Genomic DNA, 25,315 nt, shown 5'->3' on the forward strand with positions numbered 1-25,315 from the left:
CTATTTCCACAATTGAAAGGACCATAGCCACTTCTCATTTAACCTTGTTAAGTATAGCATATTTTTAGAATTACTTGAAGAATTTTCAAGTCTTTTATCAACATTTTTTCATTCTTAGGACTATGTTATAATCATGATGAATGAAAGAGGTTATTATGCGACTAAAAGATGAGTTCTCACATACAATAGTGATTGAAAAATCTGAGTTTATTTGTTATTTAAAGAAGACATTTAATGAGCCTGAAGCTCGTGAATTCATTGAATCCATTCGTAAAAAACATCGTGATGCCACTCATCGTTGCACTGCTTTTATTTGTGGTGAAGCAAATGAAGTACAACGTTCTAACGATGATGGCGAACCAAGTGGAACCGCAGGCGCTCCCATGCTAGATGCCTTAAAAAAAAGCGATATTACTAACTGTACCGCTTGTGTTGTTCGCTACTTTGGCGGTATTAAACTAGGTGCTGGCGGATTAATTCGCGCTTATTCAAAGAGTGTATCTGAAGCACTGCATTTAGCCCCAAAGGTAAAAACTGCCAAAGTTCAGCTCTATAAATTAACATTCCCTTATGATCTAATTGGAAAGCTTGATTTCTTTTTGAAAGATCAATGTGATATCTTAACAAAAGAGTATGATGTGGATGTCATTTATACCCTACAAACAGAAAACTTTAGTTTTAAAAAGGAACTCATTGAATTCACTAGCGGCAAAATTCCTTGTGAATTTATTGAAGAAAAGATGATAGAAAAAGAAATAACGGGGGACTAATGTCTCCCGTTATTCTTCTGTTGTTTCTTTGTCTGTAGGTAAGTTGTCACCTGCACAACGCCATAATTCGCTGTATGCAATAAATGGTATCGCTTTGCTATTTTCACGAGCTTGTGCTCTTTGCTTTTTCACATCACCTTGATAGCGTGATTGTAAAATAGCTTTGTTTACCATGTATTGTACATACACGAGTTTCTTTAGTAAGAACCAAGCACCTACTGATTCTCTAATCATTGGTGTCTTATCTTCTAAAGGACGAATCATTTCAAATGCATTATCTTTAACTTCCGCTGCAATACTCATTGCATCAGCTTTTAGGCTTTCATATGAAGTATATTTATCTTGATCGACTTTCTTTTGAAGAACTCCTGCAGGTTTAGTGAATGCTTCATTAAATATTTGCATCGTCTTCTCAATATCTTTTGAATCCATTGTTACAATATTGTTTTTGTAAGCTTCAAAAATACTAGTTGGTTCTGTTAAGCAAAAATACAATGATTTCGCAAACAAATAACTAGCACGTTTATTACGCGTTAGTAAAAACAATCTTTCTTCGTCATCTTGATTTAAATAAACTAAAAATGGACAAACCAAAGCTTTTCCTTCTAATTTAAATGCATCTTTATATCCAATGATTTGGTTTGATACTACTTCTTTGTTGATAGCGAATCTAAGTCCGACACAAACTCGAGCATTTGGATATTGTTGTAATACTTGTTGGAATAATACTTGGAGGTGTTCTTCATGGTTATCTAATAAATGAAGATAGTCTTCCAAGTAGCCGTTGAACAAACAGTCATCTCCATTTTTTCGAGCATCATTGAAGGTTGTAAGAATGTCTAAAATCACTTCATTCCCTCCTGTTAACTTATTTAGTTATGCTATCATTATAACTTATTTTTTCTATTAATGACAACCATGTTTAAGAATGTGTTAAAATAAATTTGGTGATACTTTTGAAAACACTTTTACTTGATTCAAAGACAAGAGATTTGGTACTTTATAATACGCTTCAAAAGAGCAAAGAAGCATCTTTAGTAAATATAAAAACGATGCCTTTTCATGCTTGGCTAAACCAGTTTTCAAAAGAAATTAAAACAAGCGATGTTCAAACAATCCTTCTTTATAAAAAACTATCTAATCTAATTCAACATTATCCTATCTATGGAAAAATGTTTCATTATCCCCAATTTGTAGCGCAACTCATCGAATTCAGTAAAAAATTATATCATTGTGAGACATTTAAAGCGTTTTTGTCTACTCCTTTTGAAGGAAATATCATCGATTCTTTACCTGGAAAAACTCAAAGCGAATTAGAACTAAAGTCTTTGCTTGAGCTATGTCTAGCAGATAAATCTATTTTCTCTTTACATAGTGAACTACAGCTCCCATGTATAGATGAAGTAGACATAGAAATATATGGTTCTTTCTATTCGAATATTTTTGATTATTTGGTCGTGTCAAAATGTATCCAACAACATTTTAAATTTAACGAAATACAAAATGTTGCTCAACCACAAATTACCTATCGTCACGCATTAAATCCTCGTATTGAAATCGAAGCAATTGCACAGGAAATAATACAAAACAAGTTTTTGGCTGAAGATATCGCTATTATCGCCTTTGAGTCTACTTATTATGATCTGATCGAGCAAGTTTTTAATCAGTATCAAATCCCCTTTGGAATTGTGAATAAATCCGAATTATCACAATGTTATTTGCATGCATTTGCTTTATTGCAGTGCTATCTAAAACAAGATATCGCATCTATTCTTTATGCCCTCGAAGTTCGTGCACTGGATATTGAATGCAGTCAAGGAGTTTGTCACTTTATAAACCAATATATTGCCACCATAAATGACCTCACCGATTCTTCCCACCGCTTTGAATCATCTGATTTTACAATTTTAAATAACAAAGAACTCAAAATCATGCAAAGAGAAGAACTTGATTTTAATGATTTTTCAACCAAAATTACTCCTTTTATACAAAAAATTCAACTACTTACCAATCCAAAAGAAATACTAGAAGATGTTTATAATCAATGTGTACTTATATCAAACCCTTCCAAACAAAAAGATTTGTATGATTTAAAGTCATACCTCGAAGACATTAGTGCTGTCATTGAAACAAAAGAAGATTTGCATCTTGTATTATTCCAAACTAAAGGCAAAATGACATCAAATTCTACTTCTTGTCTAGGTAGAGTTTGCGTGAGTGATCCTACTCATATAATCCCTTCAAGAAAAATTGCATATGTCATTGGTGCAAGTCAAAAAAATTATCCTGGGTTTGTAGCAGAATCCGGAATTTTTGATGAGGCTTATTGCGAACAAACACCTTATCCAAGTATGCAATTTAGATTTGAAACCTATACTCAACAATTGGAATGGATTAAACATTGTGCAGAAACAATCCATTTTACATTCCCTTTGTTGGATTACCAAGGTAAGAAATCAGAAGCAGCTTTCGAAATTGAAGCCTTAGTTGAGACTGTAGAAGAAATGAACTGCATCATAAATGATAATGACCTTTATGAAATACACACCTTATCACCTAGTTTCTCTTCGGCGTTATTTTTTAAAGAACAACGACTACATGGAAGTATTTCCTCTTTTGAACAATACTTCAAATGTCCTTATTCTTACTTCTTAAAATACGGACTTCGCGTTGATGACTTTAGTTATACTGATATTGAAGCAAATACCATCGGAACATTACAACATGCCATTTTAGAAGAAGCATGCAAACAAAAAGGAAAGAATTACGCAAAAATCACAAGAGAAGAAATGGTGACAATTGCAAAACCATATCATCAATCTCTTCTTGCTTATCTTCCAAAATCAAAGGAACGTTTAAATCTCATCTATGAGAAAATGATTTCTAATCTTCTTACTTCATTTGAATTTTTAAATGAAATGGAAATCAATACTTCTTTTGCCCCTGAACATGTAGAATATGAATTTACAAGTGAATACTTTAAGCACATTACATTGCGAGGTATTATTGATCGCATAGATTTTTCATATGACTTACTTCGAATTATCGATTACAAGTCTAGCTCAAAATCATTATCTGAAACCGCAATTAAATCTGGACTTCAACTTCAACTATGTACTTATCTGATTTTAGCCAATCATTTATTTAATAAGAAACCCGTTGGTGCTTATTACTATTCATTGAAAAATGATAATATTTCACTTCCTTCTATTATACAAAACAAGGAGGAATTTACTGATTGGTCTAATGATGATACACATACTGAGTTTATCAAGAGTCACCAACTATCAGGATGGACTTTACAGGAATTGGATACATTGGATTATACCGCAACCCACATCAAAAATATTCGTTTAACAAAAAACGGACTTTCTTTTACCTTGTATGATGAAACTTTATTAGAACAATGCTTGCATGAATTATATGAACTTCTTTATGAACGTGTTTCATCAGGCAAGATTGAAGTTAATCCCGTTGATGGTGCATGTACTTATTGTAAGTATCGTCCAATTTGTCGTTTCAAAGGACAACAAAGAGATGCGGTTGCTTTGGTCATGACTAATGAATCATTTAAGAAAGGACGTGAAACTGATGAAGTGGAATAAAGAGCAACTAGAAGCGATTAATACCACCGGAACTAACGTTCTTGTTTCTGCATCTGCAGGTGCAGGCAAAACTGCCGTTTTAGTTGAACGTCTTGTTAAGCGTTGTTTAACTGACAAAGTACAATTAAACGAGATTTTAGCAATGACTTTTACCGAAGCTGCTGCAAACGAAATGAAAAAGCGGTTATCAAAACGTTTAAACGAAGAATATAATTCACCTGGATCTGATCAAGAATATATTGCAAAGCAATTAGTCTATTTACAAGATGCAAAAATATCTACAATTCACTCATTTTGTTTAGATCTAATTAAAAAACATGCGGACGCAATTGGATTAAATCCTAATTTCGCAAATACTATTTTAGAAGAAGGCCAATTGAATTTCGCAAAAGAAAATGCTTTCAATGAAGTTCTTGATGGTTGGTGTACACATCGAAAAGAAGACATCTCTCTCTTATCACAGTATTTTTCATCTCGGAGTGAAGACTTTAGCGAAATGAAAAATACTGTATATCAAATCATTCAAGCCGCTAATGCATCCAGTGATGAACACACATGGTATCAAAACGCAAAATCATCTTATCAAAGAATTACAAATCAACATGATTTCTCCAATGATACTTTGCATTACTTCTTTTCTTCATGTAAATTAGATATTGAAATTCAAATTCAATATCTAATGCAATGCAAAAAAATAATGGAGTTAAGTGATATTGATAATCAGAAAGTATACACTAGTATATTAAGTAATTTAGAATTTATGTTAGCTGCAAAGAATAGTGTAGATTCAAAGACTATCGACGCTCTTGTTGACTCATTTAGAAGAGCTTGTTCAAAACCATTAGCTCCATTTGGAAAAAACAAAGAATATACAAGTGTTCGTACTGAATGTTTAAAACACAGAAGTAAGTGTATCGCTTTATATCCCGATTTAGAAACTAGCCGAATCGACTCAAATCATATGAGTGATTTCGCAATGCATCTTCTTGATTTTTCAAAAGAAGTTGGTCTTGCACTCATTAATAACAAAGTGAAATTCGAAGCTATTCATTTTGATGACATGGAAAGATATGCTTATCAGATTTTACTTCAAGATGATTTTCGTATTGCTAAATTGTATCGAGAACTATTCAAGGAAATTCTTGTCGATGAGTTTCAAGATACAAGTGAACTACAAAATGAAATTATTTGCTTAATTTCCAATGGCAATAATATTTTTAGAGTTGGTGATGTTAAGCAATCTATTTATCGCTTTAGAAAAGCAAAGCCAGAAATTATGCGCAGTCTTATGGTTGATTCAACTACCAAGCAAATTAATCTAGCTTTCAATTATCGCTCGAATCACTCAATCGTTTCTTTTACAAATGATCTTTTTGATAAATTGATGAATGTTGAAGGTTGTAAAGATAGTTATCGATCCATTGATCATGTACAAGCCGGAACTGATCTTCAACACAGTTTCGATTCACCAGTTGAATTCTATGCTTTACATACAAAAGAGATTTATGAAAACTTAGATAGTAAGCAAGCTAAAGCAAGATTCATCGCTCAGAAAATTATCGAAATGAAAGAGACTACAAATTTTAAAAAATGGAGCGATTACGTAATCCTCGCAAAATCTCACGCAGATAAAAATCTTTTAAAACAAGTCTTCTCAGAATACAACATACCTCATAGCATTGATGCAAAAGAAGGATTCTATCAATCTACTTGCTGCCATATAGTTGTTAGTATGTTACGGCTTATTGATGCAATCGATGATATATCACTTGTCGCAGTCTTAACATCTCCTTTGTATAAAATGAGTGATGATGAACTTGCCTTACTCAAGCTCAATTACAAATCTATTTACGATGGTTGTTTAAAATCCAATCATCCGCTTATTCGTGATATTAAGTTTTGCCGTCAAACAATTCGAGAAGAAGGTCTATGCAAATGTCTCAACTACATTGCAACAATAAATAATTTTGTAGAAGAACAACTTGATATACAACAAAGAACAAATTTTGATTTATTATTTCAAAAAGCTTCTTCTTTCCAATTACAATCAAATAGTTTAAAACAATTTATTAATCAAATTGATTTGAATATTGATGAGAAATCAGATGAGGCTACATCACTTGGTCCTGAAGAAGATGTTGTTCGTGCTATTACGATTCACCATTCAAAAGGATTACAATACAAAGTTGTTTTCTATTGGAGTACTTCAAGTAATCGTCAATTAGAAAAAGCTGATTCTGTATTAGTTGATCCTGATTTGGGGATTGGATTGTATGGATTTTATTTACCTTATCGATTACGCCGTGCTACGATTCAACGTATCGCTATTGAACACAAGAGTAATCTTGAGGACTTAGAAGAAGCAATCAGGGTGTTGTATGTAGCCCTTACTCGAGCAGAAACGAAACTTATCATCGTGGATAAAGTAGACAAAGAAATCGAGAAAACAATCATTACTCTTTCCCTACTCAATGCAAGAAAGGGAATGACACAACTTATTCTCTCTGCATTAAGTAGCCAAGTTAACTTCACAAGATTTGATGTATTCTCAATCGATAATCATATTGCTACAAGTAAAGAGAAAGAAAATATAAGTTTCAAGATGAAATACAGTTTGGAAGATCATACAATTAAAACTCTTTCACCAAGTTCCACTGAAAATTACTTTGTGCCTAAGTTAAATTTCCATGACTCAACAAATCGCGGTACAACTTTACACGAAATTATTGAAAGACTACCCAATAGAGTATGGAATGAAAATGATTTTGATTCAAGTCAAATCTCTATGAATGATATTCAGAAATGTATTCACTTTAGTCAAACAGATCTCTATGCAAAATGCATTACTATGGATATAAAAAAAGAGTATCCATTTACTCTTCTTGATCACCAAACATTAATTCAGGGAAGCTTTGACTTTATCGCTACAGATGAATCAAATTGTATCTTAATCGATTTTAAAACTGATCGAAATGTATTAAAGGATGATTTGTGTTTGCGCTACACAAAACAAATTGAAACGTATTGTCATGTTCTAACTAATCTCTATCCTTCATTAAAAATTAAAGCTTATTTATACAGTTTTGAATTAGAACAATTTATAGAAATAGAAAGCTAGTTCAATGTGCTGAACTAGCTTTCTTCTTATCTTGATCATAATCTTCTTTTAAATTTTTTATGCGACATGATGTTTCTTGGGCACAGCCAAGACATGTTCCCGAACAATTTTCTTTCTTTGTTTTTCTCATCAAAACAATCGTAATCAAAATACCTATTCCAAAAAAAAGCAATATCATAGCATCAGTAAAATTCATATGACCACCTCTTTGAGATACTACTATAATTCATTTATTATTTTCATGCAATTGATTTACTCAACATCTTCAATCAAGTGATCATATTTATTCCAATATCCCATATATGTGAAGTCATTATCTATAAAGTTTAGTTGATACATACGGAATGTGACCATGAAATTTTTAGGTTGCCATATTTCGTGATACGAATATTTATATTGCATACCTAGTTTTTTCATTACTTTTCCACTATTTGGATTATTTACATCATGAGTTGCAGTTATATATTCTATTCCGTCCTGTTTTAGCTGTTTAAGTACTGCTTCACATACTTCACTTGCATATCCTTGATGCCAATAGTCTTCATGGATTGCATATCCAAAATCATTACACTCACTTTGACTTAGACCGACATAACCAATTACCTTATTAATATCTTTTACACATACTGCATAGCGATAACTTGATACATTATTGTATTTCTCAATATGACTTTTTATTAGAAATTCTTTTGCTTCATCTTTTGATTTAAATGGTAATAATGGTATGTATTTATTTACTCTCTCATTACTCATCAACTCATAGAAATCATCCACATCATCTAATGTAAACTTTCTAAGTATACATCTTTTTGTTTCAATTGTTGGTGTATTATTTTCAATCATTATCCAATCCTTTCTTCTGTATCCTTGTCAAACATATGAAGTGATGCACTTTCAAAATGCAAATCAATCTTTTTATTAGTTTGGATTTCATCTGATGCATTTACACGGATTGTAATTGTATTTCCATTACAATCCACATAGAGATAAGCTTCTGCACCTATTAGTTCATATAATGAAACTGTTCCAATTAGCTTATTACACTCTGTTAAGTTATTATCATTAATAAATAGTGCTTCTGGTCTTATACCAATTGTAATTTTCTTTCCTACATAATTACGCAAGACATTTTCTTGTTCTTTAATTAATTGTATTCTACTTTGATTCACTGTTAAGAAAATACTAATTCCATCACTTTTTACTTCCGCATCAAGAAAATTCATTGGATAATTTCCAATAAAACCTGCTACAAATAGATTACTCGGGTTTTGATAAATTTCTTTTGGCGTTCCTACCTGTTGGATAAGCCCATCTTTCATAACTACTACTCTAGTACCAAGAGTTAGTGCTTCTGTTTGATCATGTGTTACATATACAATTGTATTTTCGAGACGCTTGTGTAATTTCGATATTTCTACTCGCATTTGTACTCTTAATTTTGCATCCAAACTACTCAATGGTTCATCCATAAGTAATATCTTAGGATTTCGTACAATCGCTCTTCCTATTGAAACACGTTGATTTTGACCCCCAGATAATTCTCCTGGCTTTCTTTTTAATTGATTTTCTAGTTCTAATATTTTCGCTACTCTGAACACTTCTTCACTAATTTGTTGTTGAGTATAACCTTTATACTTTAAACCAAAAGCAATATTATCAAAAACAGTCATATGAGGAAACAATGCATTACTTTGAAATACCATTGATAGATTACGATCTTTTGGTTCTAGTTCATTGATACATTGTCCATCCAAAATTAATTCTCCAGACGTCACTTGCTCTAGACCTGCAATCATTCTTAAAACTGTGGTTTTCCCACATCCTGAAGGCCCAACTAAAATTAAAAATTCTTTGTCACCTAGTTCCAAGTTGAAGTCTTTTATTGCCTCAATATGATTAGGATATGTTTTGTTTATATTTCTTAATTGTAATGATGACATAGTATCCTCCAACTGTAATTCTTAGTACTATTTTACCACACTCACTTCAATAATTATAAAAGCATTACCAATATGGCAATGCTTTCTTTTAATTTTAAATCCTACTCCCAAGGGGATTCGAACCCCTGTTTCACGGATGAGAACCGCGTTTCCTAACCGATTAGAAGATGGGAGCAGATTACTCTTTTAGTATATTCCTTTCTTAAAAGCTTTCAATACCTAATTTGATTAATTTTCTCTCATATCAAATAAAATAGTATGTGATTGAGTAATTGCCTTTAATGTAATCATGGATTCATCTTGGATTTCTACACCATCTTTTTCATCGATTAAAACACCATTGATGCTGCCTTGTCCTTCTATTTGAACAAGATATGCTTGACGTCCTTCCTCAAGTTTATAACTTATTGATTCTCCTTCTTTCAATTCTGTAACAAAGACATTGATATCTTGATGAATTTTGATTGGAGCATTTCCTTTTGTACTTGATACAATTTCCAACCATTTCCCTACGCGTTCATCCCAATTAAAGTTATAATCACCATAGTTTGGTTCATACCCTTCTTTATCTGGTAATATCCAAATTTGTAGTATTCGTAATGGATCATCTTTTAAGTTATATTCGCTATGTGTTACACCTTTACCAGCACTCATATATTGAACTTGGCCTCTAGTCAATTCTTTCATATTTCCCATGCTATCTTGATGACTTAATGTTCCTTTGACAACATAGCTAATGATTTCCATATTTTGATGAGGATGTGTAGGAAATCCGCTTTGAGCATCAATAATATCATCGTTGATTACTCGGATAACTCCAAAGTGTATATTCTTTGGATTATAATATTCTGCAAATGAGAAATGAAAGATACTATGCAACCAACCTCGTTCACTTTTTCCCATTTGTTTGTGATTAATAATTTTTATCATATTTAACCTCCTACTTTAGTTATATTTCATATTTTAAATATTACCAGACATATGCCCAAAGAAAAAGGAATCGCATTTTTTGCAATTCCTTACTTATTAGTCTTTAACAAACCTAACAATGACTTTAAAATAATCTCCATCTGTTTCAATATTGAACTTACCATTTTGTGCTTCTGCGAAACCTTTAGCAATCGCAAGACCTAATCCTGAACCATCAGAATTTCTTGATTTATCCCCACGTACAAATCGCTCAACTAAATCATTTGGATCAAACATAATTTCTTCTACCGATACATTTCTTATCGAGAAAATAACATCGTATTCATTTTCCACAATATCAATATATACGCGTGTACCCTCAACCGAATACTTATAAGCATTTGTAATTACATTTTCAATGATGCGATATGTTTTATGTGCATCAAGCTTCAAGATGATTTTATCGCGAGAGTATGTTGTTTTGAATTTAATGTTTGCTTTATCAATTTGTGGTCTACATTCAAACAATGTTTGATTCACAAGAGATACTATATCAACATCCATGACTTCAAGTTTTATATCACCGCTGTTTGCTTTACTAACTTCAAACAAGTCTTCAATTAAATGTTTTAATCGAAGTGAATTTCTTTCTACTGTTTCTAAGTATTCTTTTTTCTTTTTAGCATCTTTTTCTTTCTTTAGCAAATCGATGTATGAAATCATCGAGGTCAAAGGTGTCTTTAAATCATGTGATACATTGGATATTAATTCCGTTTTCATTTTTTGACTCTTTGTTTCTTCATCAATAGCCACTTTAAATCCAATACGAATATTTTCCAACTCATTCTTTAATGGTTCAAATGCTCCTAGATTTTCTTCGATTTCAGTTGATAGATCTCCATTAGATAAGCGTTGAGTACATTCTAGCAATTTTTGATAATTTTTTTGAATTTCTTTCATGAAGTAAATTGCACAGAAAGCTAATGCAATGGAATAAATAATTGATCCAAACCAATAACCAAAGATTAGAATCAATCCACTAAGTAACAATACATTTAATACAAGGATTCCTGCAAGCTTAATATAAGCATCTTTTGATAATTTAATAGTTACTAGACTTAGCATCCAGTTTCTACATATTTGCAAGAAACTAACAATTAATGATTTTGTTTTAAACTTCTTTATGTTAACTTTCCATCCATCTTTGAAAATAGATTTAAACCAGTAAACACTTATTATGATTCCAATATATTCAAATACAAGGACACCAAATTGCGTTAATGATTGAATTAATATTTCAAAGATTGCACTACCCTTGGTATATGTTGACAAAGAATAGGCAAGTCCACTAAAAATATCAAATGGGATTGCAATACAAATCAAAAAGATTACCGCAACAATTACCAAGCGTATTTCCCACCAAGTTTTATCCAATACTTCACCATAATGTGTAGCTCTTACTTGGTTAAATGAAACGAAGAATGCTAAGATAGTGAACACAAACATGCTCATGATATATAAACTTTCGATTTGATAATAAGGTAATCCACCAGAATAATTTTCAATAATACTGGTAATTGAATCGTATTCTCCAAATGTACTTGGAATAGAAAAGATAATCGTACAGTCCTTAATTTGTGGAATTTTTAAATCGGATTGAGGTAACCTATCCTCAATTAGCATGGTTGAATTATCATCACTCATAGATGATGAATACCCCGATGTGTCATTATTTGTTTGATTACCATACGCATATTTTAAATCCATCACTACTCTAGTAATCGGATTATTGTTATAAACTACTTTTGAATCTAAACTTGAAATTGTTTGATTTCCTTTAGAATCAAAATCTACGCGATACCAAAATTTAACATCATTAGCATTCACACTTCCTAAATCGTGTGCAATCATTGAACCTTTATTAAAATAGATTTGTTTATTTGTCGTGTTATCAATAAAGACTGCATCTAAATTATAAATATCACCTAAATAATCTATATAATTTCTTCTTAAATAGGTTTCTAAAATTTCTTTTTCTTCTTTAGTTATATCACTACTCTCATTGATGAAAATATCAATATAATCTGATTTATTCGTTTTGAATATTTCATTTTCTGCAAATAATTTTAGTGTTACATCATTTATGAGCGATTCAAGGTGAGCATTTTGTCTGAATACATCCTTAAAATCTGTTCCAGCTAAATTTCTTCTATATAATCCAATTCCTGATACACAAAGTATTAATAGAATAGCGAATGAGATTGCGAGTAAAATTATTTGTTTCCAAATTTTTTCAAATTTAATCATTCCCTACTCCTTTTCTATCTTGTATCCAACTCCCCATACAACTTTTAGATATCTTGGGTTCTTTGAATCGATTTCTATTTTTTCTCTTATATTTCTAATATGTACCATTACTGTATCTGTCGCAATTGCTTCTTCATTCCAGACAAGTTCATAAATACTTTCCAAACTATATACTCTTCCAGGATTTTTTATAAGAAGTAATAGTATTTTAAATTCAATGGGTGTACACTTCACTATCTCTCCATCAATTTTCACTTCTTTTGTGTCTTCATTAACTTCAAGACCACCTACCACATAAGTAGTATTTGAATCATCTTGTTCATTGATTTTTTCTAAAAATCGATTGTATCTTCGCAATTGCGAATTTACTCGAGCCAGTAATTCCATCGGTTTAAAAGGTTTTGTAATATAATCATCTGCCCCCATATTTAAACCTGTAATCTTATCTAAATCTTCCGATTTAGCAGATAAAATCAAAACCGGAAAATCATTGCTCTCCCTTAATTTCATAATCATAGTTAAACCATCCATCTCCGGCATCATCATATCAACGATAGCTAAATGAATCTTGTTTTTGCTAATGACATCCAATCCTTCTTTACCATTGTAAGCACGAAGTACCTCATAATTTTGATTTTTTAGATATATCTCAATTGCATTACCAATTTCGATATCATCTTCAACAACTAAAATTGTCTGATTTCCCATATTCTTGCCCCCATAATATGTCTAGTATACTACACTCTTTATGATTCTGTTACCGATGAATTTTCATATCTTGATGAAAGATTCTTGGTTGAATTTCAAATATTTTACGTAATGCTTCTTTGTTAAACTGATAATTTTTAAGTAAACTCATCGCTGCAATGACTTTGTTTCTAAGTAACATTCTATTTACTTCTGGTTTAAGTGTTGGATCAAATTCAAGTATATTTTCAGCTTGAATTCTACATGCCTCCATCATATCATTCAATATTTCTGGTTTTAGACCATAAGTAATACTACCAGTTGATGCAACATTATAATGATAATAAATCGAAGGAATAATTACCGTTTTCTTACTTTTAATTAATACCTTATGAACTGTTGCGATATCCTCAAATACTTTATTTATTGGAAATTCTACTTGATTCCAAAGTTCTTTTTTCATAAGTTTTCCCCATGCATAATTTCGAACACTTCTATCCTTCAATAAATATTTTAGTACTTCTCTTCGATTTGGACAAATTTGTGAGTGAACACAATTTTTTATACCAAACACTCCTTGGAGATCATTACCACAAACTACTACTTCAGCACTTGTCTTTTCAACAACTTTCATCATGGATTCAATTGTTTCAGGACTGATGAAGTCATCTGCATCGAGGAAGAAAACATATTCACCTCTTGCTTCATAAAGAAGACGATTCCTAGCAGCTGATACACCCATATGACTTGCTTGAATTACTCTTAACTGATTATTGTAATGCTTTGCATATTGATTTAAACGTACTTTCGTATTATCTGTTGAACCATCATCGACAACAATGACTTCTAAATCTTTATATGTTTGTTTAATTGCTGAGCGAATGCTTGTGTAGATTGTATCTTGTGAATTATATGCTGGAATTAATATACTGACTTTCATCTTTAATTTCTCCTTTTCCTTTTTTAACAATATTTCTATATACAAACCAACCTACTATACTAAATAGAAATGTAATTGCATAGATTCCTGCAACCATCCAGAAATCTTGTTGCATTAGATAATCTCCTGCGATTGTTGATGTTACTACTGAAGGTATTCTCGCAATTGTTGTTAGTCCTATGAAATTCCAAATTTTAACTGAAGTAAGTCCTGCAAAATAAGTAATGAAATCTTTGGGAGTTCCTGGAATAAAGAAAATCAAGAAGACTAACTTATTCATTTTCTTTTCATCTTGTAAGAATGATAATTGTGTTATTTTTTCTTTTGGCATGAAGTATTCAACCATTTTAATTCCGAATTTTTTAACAAGAATTAATATAATATAACTTCCTAGTGCTGCACCTATTAAACAAAGTACCATGCCTTCAAATGTTCCATAAGCAACTCCAGCCCCTAGTTCAATAATCTCCCCTGGAAGAAACGCAACAAGGACTTGCAAACACATCATGATAACTAAGACAACTTTACCAAACCAACCAAATTGTTCTAACCATGTTTTGAAATGTTGCGGGTCATTTGCAATAGAAGTAAAGAATGCATACAAAGCAAATCCCATTACAACTAGAAAGAATAAACCACCTATGATTGATACTATCTTTAATATCTTGAATACTTTCTCTTGCATTTCCATCACCTCTTGATGATTAAATGATACAAGTCAAAAATAAAGAAATAGTTTATCTATTTCTAAAGGTTTCCTTAAGAAAAAAGAAAAAAGCCTTTAATAAAGGCTTTTAGAAGAATAATTTTACTGCAATTAATGTCGAAACAAATAACGAAACCCATGTAATACCTCCAAGAATCACCGCTTGTTTTCCTTCTTGGAATATTGTATTGAATTTGATTTTGAAACCCACTCCACACAATGCAATCGTCATAAGGAATTTACTTAAATCTTTAATTAATGATGGTAAGTAGCTTTTGCTATTAAACATTGTTTCACTAGCAAGTTCAAAGACACCAAATGTATTTAGTAGTGATGCAACAATAAACATCAAAATAAATGGTGGTAATACCTTAGTTAATTTTAATGATGATCCTGTTTCTTTTTCGCTTTTTGATTGAACAAATGATAAACCAAGTGAAACAAGCAAGAGTAATGTCGTTCTTGTTAGTTTAACTGTTAACGCATTACTGATATCTAAGCCATGAAGAACATTGTATGTAGCTTCTGCAGCCGCAACACTTGATGTGTCATTAATTGAAGCTCCCGCAAAAACTCCGAACTGCTCTGGTGTTAAGCTTAGTATTGTTGCAAGATATGGATATGCTACTGCAGCCAATAAATCAAAGAAGAAGATTGCAGCCATTGCATACGCTATTTCTTGTTCTTTTGCTTTTATGATTGATGCGATTGTAGCAATTGCACTACCCCCACAAATACTAGTCCCACCACCAATCATCAAATATGTATTTCGTGATATACCTTTTTTCTTACCAAAATATCGTGCAACTGCAAAGGCAATAAGAATGTTAATTATTAATAGTGGAACTGCTTTACCACCATACCCAATGATTTGTTTTAAATTCAATGTTGCCCCAACAAATATGATGGATAGATTTAATATCCTTTTTGCACAATATTTAGCTCCTTCAAGAAATTCAGATTTAAATGAAAAAATATTCATCATAATCATTCCTAAGATTAATCCAATCATTGGACCACTAATAACACTTTGAACCTTTGATAAACCTGTTGCAATGATTGCCAAGATCAAACAACAAAGAACCCCGTATTTTTTATCCATTTCTTTTCCCCCCTTAAAATGTGATAACAAATCCCCAACTTATTTTTTAATTAAATCTATAATATACATTTTTTCGTATTTTGACAATGATTATCGTAAAATATTTATTTTATCTATTCTTTTAATTTATCAAATTTAATATCAAAGTGTCCAATACAAAAGGAAGACTATTTAACTTCCATAGTCTTCCTTCATTCTTTATTAATCGTTACAAATTTATCTAATTAATCATTTTTAGGATTAAATAAATTATATACATCAGATACAGGTGAATGTGTTTCGATTGCTTCGATTGTTTTTGAAATCATATATCCTACTGATAGCGATGTGATTTTCTTTGTACTTGCTTTTTGTTCATTTGATAATGGAATTGTATTTGTAATAACTAGTTCACGTATTGGTGAATTTTCAATACGTTCAATTGCAGGTCCTGAAAGAACTCCATGTGTACATGCACAATATACATCTTTTGCACCTTTATCAACCAAGATGTTAATACTCGCTACCAAACTTCCAGCAGTATCAACGATATCATCAATGACGATTACAGTTTTACCTTCAACCTCACCAATTACATTCATTGCTTCAGCAACATTTGGTTTTGGTCTACGTTTATCTACGATTGCAAGTGGTGCACCTAATGCATCTGCTAGTTTTCTAGCACGAGTTGTTCCCCCATGATCTGGTGATACAACAACAACATCATCTAATGCTTTTGACTTAAAGTATTGTCCAATCATTGGTACTGCTGTTAAATCATCAATTGGAACATTGAAGAAACCTTGAATTTGAGAAGCATGTAGGTCGATTGTAATTAATCGATTAGCTCCTGCAGTTTGTAGTAAATCTGCTACCAATTTAGATGTTATAGGTTGGCGAGCTCTTGCTTTGCGGTCTTGACGTGCATACCCATAATAAGGCATTACCACATTGATTTCTCCAGCACTTGCTCTTTTACAAGCATCAATACAAATTAAAACTTCCATTAATCTTTCTGTTACTGGAGCACATGTAGATTGAACAATATATACTGATCTTCCACGAACGGTCTCCTCTGGTTCAACAAGAATCTCACCATCAGCAAAATGTTTAACACTTATCTTACCCAAAGGTAATCCTAAATGATCAACTATTTCATTGGCTAATTCAACACTTGATGTTAATGCAAATACAATCGTCTCATTCATTTTCTTTTCCACCCTCTTATTTGTTTTTGTATTTTGTTCCATACCCTGGTTTGTTTTCTTGGCGACATCTTGCGATTGCCATATCACCATCAGGCACATCTTTTGTTGCGGTTGATCCTGCTGCAACTACCGCATTCTCACCTACAGTTACAGGTGCAATCAAATTTACATTACTTCCTATAAATGCTCCATCTTTTACAACAGTTCTGAATTTATTCTTACCATCATAATTGACAGTTACAACACCACATCCAATATTAACTTTACTTCCTATATCGCTATCTCCGATATAAGTTAAATGAGCACAACGGCTATCATAGCCGAAATTTGTATTTTTAAATTCTACAAAGTTGCCAATTCTATTTTTACTATCAACTACCGTATGCATACGTAAGTGAGCATATGGCCCTACTGTACAATCATCTTTAACTTCACTATCAGTGATTCTTGAACTATCAATCGTACATCTTTCTCCAATTCTTGCATCAACAAGGAAACTATTTGGTAGAATCACAGTTCCTTTAGCAATCTTAGTTTTTCCTTCTAGGTAAACATTTGGATAAATTGTTGTATCTGCTTCTATTTCTACCTCTGCTCCAATATAAGTTGCATCAGGATTAATAAGTGTAACACCTTTTCTCATCCAATTACTATTAATTCTTTGTTGCATTGTATGATTAGCATAAGCTAGTTCTACTTTATCATTAACTCCTGCAACTTCATCATTATCAGTAGCTACAACAGCACTCACTTTAATTCCTTTATTATTTAGTATTGCTACTAAATCTGTAATATAATATTCGCTTTGAGCATTGTTATTTTGAATCTCTGTAAGATTTGAAAACAATGTTTTATTATCAAACGCATAAATACCTGTATTAATTTCTTTTATTTTCTTTTCTTCTTCTGTACAATCTTTAAACTCTACAATTTTAGTTACATATCCATTCTCATCACGAATAACTCTTCCATATGCAGATGGATCATCTAAAATTGCTGTTAAGATTACCATTTTTGTATTGTCTTTTAATTCTAATGCCAATGTAGATAAAGTTTCATTTGTTAAACAAGGACAATCTCCATTAATAACGAGTGTTTCTCCATCTTCACTTGCACATTGCTTTGCTTGCATAACTGCATGCCCTGTTCCAAGTTGAGGTTCTTGTAATGCAAAGTCTGTTTTACCCTTCATTGCTTCTTCAATGACTTCATGGCCATATCCAACAACTGTTACAACACGTGTTGCACCAGCTAATTTTGATTGATCAATTAGGTGTTCAACCATTGTCTTTTGGCAAACCTTGTGCATTACTTTAGGTAATTCAGACATCATTCTTGTCCCTTTACCAGCCGCCATAATAATTGCTTGTCTCATAGTCGTTCCTCCACCCTTATATTCTACTCAAAAAGACACTATAAAAAAAGTCAATTTACACTTTTTTACTTATGTTTGGTAAACTTTTGTTATTTTTTGCAAGAATTTTGGTAATACGCACAAAATTTGAATTCACTTTCATTTTTCGTGCAACCTCTTTTACTAGTTGTTCATTTTTTGACAAAGCAAATACAGTAGAACCACTACCTGACATTAATGCCCCATCCATACCAAGTTCCAATAACTCTTGTTTTATCTTCGCAATTGAAGGTACCATTTTGAATGCTGGTTGTTCTAATGTATTTCCCAAGGAATTTACTATTCCTTCATAATCTTGATTCATTAAAGCACTTATCATTTTTACACAGTCAGGATGTATAGCTGTACTGAAATCTAAACTTTCAAATGCCACCTTTGTTGACACACCCTTAAATGGTTTAACAAGAAGCACATAGAAATCCGTATTGAATTCAAATGGTTCCAACACTTCACCAATTCCTGATACAAGGGATGGCTTATTGATACAACAGAAAGGAACATCTGCTCCTACTTTTTTAGCAAGTTCTATCATTTTTGATTGATTCATTTGGAGGTTCAATAATCGCTTTAGCAATCGAATTGTTGCAGCTCCATCCGCACTACCTCCTGCAAGACCACCTTGCGTTGGTATGTGTTTCATCAAATCTATTTTGAAATTTTCTTTAAATCCATATTCCTCACGTAATACTTCAATCGCTTTAATTATTGAGTTCTTTTCATTCATTGGCAAATAACCCGCATTGCTACTTAATGACATTTCATCAGCAATTTCTATATCCAATACATCATAAAAATCAAGTGGTACCATAATCATATTTAGTTCATGATATCCATCATCTCTTTTACGTACAACATCTAAACAAAGATTTATTTTTGCGTAAGCTCTTTCTTTCATAACTCTCTCCACAAATTGTATAATTCAATAAATTTATCTAAATCACATGCCTCAGCACGAATTGTTTCACTTAGTCCTGCATCATCAATGCATTTCTTGATAACCTCTGGTTGTTTCCCTAATTCTTTTAAATTATTATAAAGAGTTTTTCTTCTTTGTTTAAAACATCCCTTAACAAATTCAAAGAATGCTGCTTCATTATCAACTGTATTCTTTTCACTCTTCTTATTAAATTGCACAACTGCAGAATCAATATTTGGTTTTGGATTGAAGATTGTTCGTGGTATTTTCATAATCGTTTTTGCATCATATAAATACTGGGTTATAACACTCAATGCATTATAATCTTTTGTTGATTTGTTTGCACAAAACCGGTCCGCAACTTCTTTTTGTACCATGACAGTTATACAATCAACTTCCTCTTTGCTTTCGAATATCTTAAACAAGATTGGCGTTGTAATATAGTAAGGAAGATTAGCACAAACAACTATTTTCTCATATTGTTTCTTTAATTCCTTTATAAGTTGATCAAAATCCATTTGCAAGAAATCTTCATGTATAATCTCAACATTATTGTACTCACTTAACGAATAAGCTAACACATCGATTAAGCGATCATCAATTTCATAGGCAATTACTCGTTTTGCACGAAGAGCTAATTGTTCAGTCAACGCTCCAATTCCAGGACCAATCTCAATAATACATTGATTATCTCCTTGAGCATTCTCTGCTATTTTCCTTACAATACCTGGCTCTATAATAAAATTTTGACCATATCCTTTTTTCGCATACAAGTCAAACTTCTTTAATATTTCATTTGTTCTTGCAACACTAGCAATGGGTTTGTTCATTTTGACTCCTCACTTTGCAGTAATATCATAGCTTATTACACCAAATTATACAATCTACACCCAAAAGAAAAGGAGTGATTTTCATCTTCTCCTTAGTCCGTTTTAAACTATTGTGAATTGATTTCTTCCGTTCTTTTTACTTTGATACAAAGCTTCATCTGCTCGTTTGAATAATGGATCAAATTTTTGCTCACCGTTATTTACCGCAATACCGATACTAAAGGTAATGTGCGGCATATCCACAATCGAAGTCTTTATTGCTTTTGTTTCCTTTAAAAGTTTGTTTGCAATCTCCTTCACCATTCCATTAGATTCTGCATTTTTAATATAAAGGATGAACTCATCTCCACCATATCTTCCAACGATATAGTTTTCTTGTTTGTATTTTCTTAAGACATCTGCAACACCTAACAAAATACTATCTCCTACATCATGCCCTAACTCATCATTTACACGTTTGAAATAATCAATATCAATGACAAATAATACTTGATGACCAGCTTTTGAATTTTTCAATAAATCTTCGCTTATTTTGTTTTCCACATAAATTTTGTTGTAGATTTCAGTAAAAGGATCTATTTCAAGTTTCTTTTGAAGCAATATTTTTTCTTCAGCCGTATCTTTGTGTGTTTCTTTTTCTTCTTCCAATTCAATTTGAACTAATAAACTTTTACTATAAGTATTTCTTAGCATCATAAACGCTTTTTTGCTATTTCTATAATAATTCGAAAAGTTTTCATCGACTGTTTTATTTTCATACTTAAAGTCAAAGAGGCAAAGTACAGAGTCAAATTCTAAATCAAATGTAGCTATTTCACTTTTATTACGCTTCTCGTGCATCATTTTTATTAAATGCCTACATGCTTTTTCATCTGCTTTTTCAACTGCAATTTCCAATATCTTAATTGCCATTCTAAAAATATAGATAAAGTCATCAATGGATTCACATTTATTAGTGAATCTTTCAATTTCATTTACTAGTTCATCCGTCGTAAATACATCTTGTTTCTTTACAATTGTATTCATTTGGATCATGCATTCTACAATTTCTTTTCCTTCATATTCAAAGAAATTGTCTTCTAAACTTGTCCAATAATCTACTTTATCAAAGTGATGGGCAAAAGAATGAAGTTCAATTAGATTAATCATGAGTTGCATCACCATTAATGGTTCTTTGTCTTTTTTTGACATGTACTTGTTGTAGGCAGATTCAATGAAAGAAACTCCACTCTCATAATCTTCTATCCACACAAATAGATTCCCAATATTATTTAGCACTACCCAATCTAAATCATATTCTTCATATTTTGTAGCCAAATAATAAGCTTTTAAATAGTTTTGAAGACTTTTTATATAGTCTGCTTTTTCTGAGTAGTCAATTCCTAAACAGTTATATGATTTTACTTGAATATAAACATTACCACTTGTTTCAGCAAGTCGTAATGATTTTTCAGTAATCTCAATTCTTTCATCAATTGGATAACTTAATGCATGATAAAAATAATAGGCAGCATAAATGTACGAATCATTATTTTTTTCAGCTAACTCTTTTAAATGGTTCAAGGCTGCAATTTTCTTGTCATCCATTTCAAGCAACTGAAAATCTAAGATTTTTATAATTTCATTGTATTCTTTTTCACTTTGAAATTTCATATCTTTTCCTGTCCTTTTATTTTATCCATTATAACATTTTTATGTGAATTTTATATCAATATTCTCGACTATAGTCACAAATTCATCTCTATCCAAATAGATTTTTCATTAATTCTTCGAATTGACATCGAGTATACCCAAGTAAAATTAATCTTTTATATAATGTTTTCGCGTTGGACTCTCCTACTTTCAAATAATCAGTTACTTTTTTTCTTCTTATTTTACTCTCACTTGTACTTATCAGACCGTATTCAAGTAAATCTGATATTGTTAAATCTGATGTCTTTTCTTCATCAAATGTCACACAATTCGAAAGAGCTTCTTCCAAGTCTTTCTTGTTTGCGTGCTCTACACCCACTTTTTTAGTTGTTTTTGATTTTTCTTTATCGATAAATGCATTTTTGCATCCTTTTACCTTCTCATTAATCTTATTTCTAATCATTGTCCCTGGATAATCTGGATCTGTAAAAATAATCACTCCTCGTGATTGATTTACTTGAGCAATTAATTCCAACGTTTTTTCACTCAGGTGTGTCCCATGAGTTTCAATTGTATCGCACTCAAAATATGATTGAAGGACATTTGTATCATTTTTACCTTCAACTACAATTACTTCTTTGATTTTCAACTTTATCACCAACTTCATTATACATCAAAAAGGAGAATCACAAACCCATTCTCCTAGTTACTTACCGATTTACTTTGAATAATTTATCATAATTCTTATGGATTGCTTCTTGGAGCTCTTCATTTGGGATTTCTTTTAATTCACAAATGTACTCCCCTACATGCTTTACATATCCTGGTTCATTCTCTTTGCCACGATGAGGTTCTGGTGTTAAGTAGGGAGAATCAGTTTCAATTAATAGACAGTCCATTGGTACCATCTTCGCTACTTCTTTAGGTTCTCTTGCGTTTTTAAATGTAACAGGCCCCGCAAGCGAAAGAATATACCTTAGTTTAATAAACTCTTTTGCCATTTCTACACTATATGAGTAACAGTGCATAACTCCAAAATGGTTTACTTCTTTTAGAAGATCAATGGTATCTTTTGCTGCATCTCTTGAATGAATTAAAATTGGTTTATTAACTCTTTTTGCTATCTCAATTTGTCGCTTAAGATTTATTCTTTGAACTTCTCTTTGCTTTTCATCTTTTTCCCAATAGTAATCTAATCCCATTTCACCTATCGCAACAATACGTTGATCTTGCGACACCTCTTCTAATCGTTTCCAATTTTCTTCTGTGTACAAATCATAATCTGTTGGGAATAGACCCATCGCAATATCGACTTGTGGAAAACGTTTCTTCACTTCAAATGCTTTTTCTAGTTCTTCAAAATTTAAACATATTGTAAGAATTTTATCCACATTGTTTTCTTCGCATTTCGCTATTACTTCATCTATTCTATTATATAGTCGATCATCACTTAAATGTGCATGACTATCTAACCATCCGAATTTTCCCATACACCTGTCCTCACTATCTTGTCATGAATTGAAGTACTATAATCATTCGTCATTAACAACAATGACAATACTGCCGGAATTGAATAAATCGCAAATAAAGATATCGACTTACTACAAGAACGAATAAGTTGTCTTCTTTGAGATATTCTTCTTTTTCCTCTATCTGTTTCAATATGAATTCGAAATTTATTTTTACCAATTGTTGTGCGAAATTTTCGCATATATCCATAATCATAGATTGCATAAAAAATAATATAGAGCGTTGATATTTGAACCAAGAAATCAAATTGACCCAAGAATGAATTAACTTGTGGAATTTCTTTTAACAAATGTCCTACTGCTGCAAAAATAAGTGTAGGAATTGAAACAATACCGATATCGACTAAAGTTGCGAGCACACGTCTAACTAATAAATTGTCCATTATTTACCTAAACAGAAATTGCTAAATAAAGCATCTAGCAAATCATCTCGACTTACTTCACCAAGAATTTCTTTTAATGATGTGTACGCATCTTGTAGATCAATTGTAACCAAATCCAATTCAACTTTATTCTCCAATGCATCAATTGCTTGTTTCATTGATTGACGAGCAGCTATCGCTAAACCAATTTGTCTTTCATTGTTTAGTGTTACTTCATTGCTATCATGAATTTGAGATTCGTATCTTTTATTAATCTCATCAATTAAAATATCTATCTCTTGATTTAAAGCACTTATCGATATTCCTTCTTCAGGTTTATTTAAATCATTCTTATTGTAAACAAGAATACGGTTTGTATTTTCTGTTAATGCAAGTAATTTCTTATCTTCATCATCAAGTTCTTTTGATGCATCTAAGACAACAAGAATTAACTCAGCTTTGTCTAATGCCTTAAGTGATCGTTCTATTCCAATTTGTTCAACAATATCAACCGTATCGTGTATACCCGCTGTATCAATTAAATTCAATGTCACATTTTTACAATGTACAACTCCTTCAACTAAATCACGAGTTGTTCCTGCAATATCAGTAACTATTGCTTTGTCTTCTTCTAGTAATGCATTTAATAAACTACTCTTTCCAACATTGGGTTTTCCTAGAATAACAGTATTAATTCCCTTTTTTATTTGGTATGAGTTTTCCGCTTGTTTGATAATCTTTTCGATTCGACGATACCATTCTTTTGCTTGTGGTAATACAACTTCTTGAGAAAGTTGTTCAACATCCTCATATTCTGGATAATCTATATTCACTTCAATATGTGCAATGATTTGTAATAAATCCTCACATAGAGGATGAATTAAGCGAGTTACAGACCCTTTCATTGATGAAAGAGCTTTTGATGCACCTTGTGTATTTTCGGCTTGTATCAAATCCAATACTGCTTCCGCTTGTGTTAAATCAATTCTACCATTCAAAAACGCTCTCTCTGTAAATTCCCCTGGTCTTGCTACTCTAGCACCAGCACCTACACAAAGACTTAAAACTTTTCGCGTAATATAAATCCCACCATGACAATTAATCTCAACAACATCTTCTTTTGTATAGGTTTTAGGCGCTCTAAATACACTAATCAATACTTCATCCACCGGTTGATCATTATCTTGAATCATTCCATAATGAATTGTATGACTAGGTACATCTAGTAAATTACGACTAAAAAGGCGGTTTGCGATTTCAATTGCATCATCACCACTTAGTCGAATAATAGAGATAGCTCCTTCTTGAAAAGCTGTAGATATTGCTACGATTGTATCGTTCATAGGCACCTCTTTCTATTT

22 protein-coding genes and 1 tRNA gene are annotated in these 25,315 nt (G+C 31.7%); 3 read left to right on the forward strand and 20 right to left on the reverse strand.

Annotated features, from left to right (window positions below; all coding sequences use genetic code 11):
• Positions 1 to 155 precede the first annotated feature (155 nt).
• Positions 156 to 770 carry a YigZ family protein gene (locus B5D14_RS06415; RefSeq protein ID WP_200804770.1) on the forward strand — a complete coding sequence of 205 codons (615 nt, stop codon included), beginning with the start codon at positions 156 to 158 and terminating at the stop codon, positions 768 to 770.
• A gap of 9 nt (positions 771 to 779) precedes the next feature.
• On the opposite strand, the gene B5D14_RS06420 is transcribed toward B5D14_RS06415, so the two are convergent.
• Entirely contained in the window at positions 780 to 1,619 is an 840-nt protein-coding gene (locus tag B5D14_RS06420; RefSeq protein ID WP_078711772.1) for a hypothetical protein, read from the reverse strand.
• 107 nt (positions 1,620 to 1,726) lie between these two features.
• On the opposite strand from B5D14_RS06420, the gene B5D14_RS06425 reads away from it, so the two are divergent.
• On the forward strand, positions 1,727 to 4,375 hold the full coding sequence (locus B5D14_RS06425; RefSeq protein ID WP_078711773.1) for a PD-(D/E)XK nuclease family protein: 2,649 nt from the start codon (positions 1,727 to 1,729) through the stop codon (positions 4,373 to 4,375).
• Entirely contained in the window at positions 4,362 to 7,493 is a 3,132-nt protein-coding gene (locus B5D14_RS06430) for a UvrD-helicase domain-containing protein (RefSeq protein ID WP_159443746.1), read from the forward strand. The genes B5D14_RS06425 and B5D14_RS06430 overlap by 14 nt, the downstream gene beginning before the upstream one ends.
• 1 nt (position 7,494) lies before the next feature.
• Here B5D14_RS06430 and B5D14_RS06435 read toward each other — a convergent pair whose 3' ends face one another.
• The 19 genes from B5D14_RS06435 to mnmE form a co-directional block, all read right to left on the reverse strand.
• Positions 7,495 to 7,689, reverse strand: coding sequence for a hypothetical protein (locus tag B5D14_RS06435; protein WP_078711775.1), 195 nt, complete (start codon positions 7,687 to 7,689; stop codon positions 7,495 to 7,497).
• Between the two features lie 56 nt (positions 7,690 to 7,745).
• Positions 7,746 to 8,336, reverse strand: coding sequence for a GNAT family N-acetyltransferase (locus tag B5D14_RS06440; protein ID WP_078711776.1), 591 nt, complete (start codon positions 8,334 to 8,336; stop codon positions 7,746 to 7,748).
• On the reverse strand, positions 8,336 to 9,433 hold the full coding sequence (locus tag B5D14_RS06445) for an ABC transporter ATP-binding protein (protein WP_078711777.1): 1,098 nt from the start codon (positions 9,431 to 9,433) through the stop codon (positions 8,336 to 8,338). The genes B5D14_RS06440 and B5D14_RS06445 overlap by 1 nt, the downstream gene beginning before the upstream one ends.
• 102 nt (positions 9,434 to 9,535) lie before the next feature.
• A tRNA-Glu gene (locus B5D14_RS06450) sits at positions 9,536 to 9,608 on the reverse strand.
• Positions 9,609 to 9,661: 53 nt separating this feature from the next.
• The gene (locus tag B5D14_RS06455) at positions 9,662 to 10,363 is read right to left on the reverse strand and encodes a pirin family protein (RefSeq protein WP_078711778.1); all 702 of its coding nucleotides are present in this window, start codon (positions 10,361 to 10,363) and stop codon (positions 9,662 to 9,664) included.
• Between the two features lie 96 nt (positions 10,364 to 10,459).
• Positions 10,460 to 12,649 (reverse strand): sensor histidine kinase, encoded by a 2,190-nt coding sequence (locus B5D14_RS12320; RefSeq protein ID WP_078711779.1) that lies wholly within the window; start codon positions 12,647 to 12,649, stop codon positions 10,460 to 10,462.
• Between the two features lie 3 nt (positions 12,650 to 12,652).
• Positions 12,653 to 13,357 carry a response regulator transcription factor gene (locus B5D14_RS06465; protein ID WP_078711780.1) on the reverse strand — a complete coding sequence of 235 codons (705 nt, stop codon included), beginning with the start codon at positions 13,355 to 13,357 and terminating at the stop codon, positions 12,653 to 12,655.
• Between the two features lie 49 nt (positions 13,358 to 13,406).
• Complete coding sequence (locus B5D14_RS06470) at positions 13,407 to 14,276, reverse strand: glycosyltransferase family 2 protein (protein ID WP_078711781.1); 870 nt, start codon at positions 14,274 to 14,276, stop codon at positions 13,407 to 13,409.
• Positions 14,245 to 14,961 carry a TVP38/TMEM64 family protein gene (locus tag B5D14_RS06475; protein ID WP_159443747.1) on the reverse strand — a complete coding sequence of 239 codons (717 nt, stop codon included), beginning with the start codon at positions 14,959 to 14,961 and terminating at the stop codon, positions 14,245 to 14,247. The genes B5D14_RS06470 and B5D14_RS06475 overlap by 32 nt, the downstream gene beginning before the upstream one ends.
• Positions 14,962 to 15,070: 109 nt before the next feature.
• Positions 15,071 to 16,084: a YeiH family protein gene (locus B5D14_RS06480; protein ID WP_078711783.1), complete on the reverse strand. Its 1,014-nt coding sequence runs from the start codon at positions 16,082 to 16,084 to the stop codon at positions 15,071 to 15,073.
• Between the two features lie 224 nt (positions 16,085 to 16,308).
• The gene (locus B5D14_RS06485; protein WP_078711858.1) at positions 16,309 to 17,271 is read right to left on the reverse strand and encodes a ribose-phosphate pyrophosphokinase; all 963 of its coding nucleotides are present in this window, start codon (positions 17,269 to 17,271) and stop codon (positions 16,309 to 16,311) included.
• A 16-nt stretch (positions 17,272 to 17,287) separates the two neighbouring features.
• Positions 17,288 to 18,646 (reverse strand): bifunctional UDP-N-acetylglucosamine diphosphorylase/glucosamine-1-phosphate N-acetyltransferase GlmU, encoded by a 1,359-nt coding sequence (glmU, locus tag B5D14_RS06490; RefSeq protein ID WP_078711784.1) that lies wholly within the window; start codon positions 18,644 to 18,646, stop codon positions 17,288 to 17,290.
• A gap of 55 nt (positions 18,647 to 18,701) precedes the next feature.
• Positions 18,702 to 19,580 carry a 4-(cytidine 5'-diphospho)-2-C-methyl-D-erythritol kinase gene (ispE, locus tag B5D14_RS06495; protein WP_078711785.1) on the reverse strand — a complete coding sequence of 293 codons (879 nt, stop codon included), beginning with the start codon at positions 19,578 to 19,580 and terminating at the stop codon, positions 18,702 to 18,704.
• Entirely contained in the window at positions 19,577 to 20,431 is an 855-nt protein-coding gene (gene rsmA, locus B5D14_RS06500) for a 16S rRNA (adenine(1518)-N(6)/adenine(1519)-N(6))-dimethyltransferase RsmA (protein ID WP_078711786.1), read from the reverse strand. Before rsmA ends, ispE begins: the two co-directional genes overlap by 4 nt.
• Before the next feature lie 102 nt (positions 20,432 to 20,533).
• Positions 20,534 to 22,084 carry a GGDEF domain-containing protein gene (locus B5D14_RS06505; RefSeq protein WP_078711787.1) on the reverse strand — a complete coding sequence of 517 codons (1,551 nt, stop codon included), beginning with the start codon at positions 22,082 to 22,084 and terminating at the stop codon, positions 20,534 to 20,536.
• Positions 22,085 to 22,172: 88 nt separating this feature from the next.
• Positions 22,173 to 22,721, reverse strand: coding sequence for a ribonuclease M5 (gene rnmV / locus B5D14_RS06510; RefSeq protein ID WP_342585674.1), 549 nt, complete (start codon positions 22,719 to 22,721; stop codon positions 22,173 to 22,175).
• Positions 22,722 to 22,773: 52 nt separating this feature from the next.
• Positions 22,774 to 23,553 carry a TatD family hydrolase gene (locus tag B5D14_RS06515; RefSeq protein ID WP_078711788.1) on the reverse strand — a complete coding sequence of 260 codons (780 nt, stop codon included), beginning with the start codon at positions 23,551 to 23,553 and terminating at the stop codon, positions 22,774 to 22,776.
• On the reverse strand, positions 23,532 to 23,975 hold the full coding sequence (locus B5D14_RS06520; RefSeq protein WP_078711789.1) for an RDD family protein: 444 nt from the start codon (positions 23,973 to 23,975) through the stop codon (positions 23,532 to 23,534). Before B5D14_RS06520 ends, B5D14_RS06515 begins: the two co-directional genes overlap by 22 nt.
• Entirely contained in the window at positions 23,975 to 25,297 is a 1,323-nt protein-coding gene (gene mnmE, locus B5D14_RS06525) for a tRNA uridine-5-carboxymethylaminomethyl(34) synthesis GTPase MnmE (RefSeq protein WP_078711790.1), read from the reverse strand. The genes B5D14_RS06520 and mnmE overlap by 1 nt, the downstream gene beginning before the upstream one ends.
• Positions 25,298 to 25,315 lie beyond the last annotated feature (18 nt).

Origin of the sequence: Anaerorhabdus furcosa (genome assembly GCF_900167375.1) — a bacterium.
Taxonomy (GTDB): Bacteria; Bacillota_I; Bacilli_A; order Erysipelotrichales; family Erysipelotrichaceae; genus Anaerorhabdus; species Anaerorhabdus furcosa.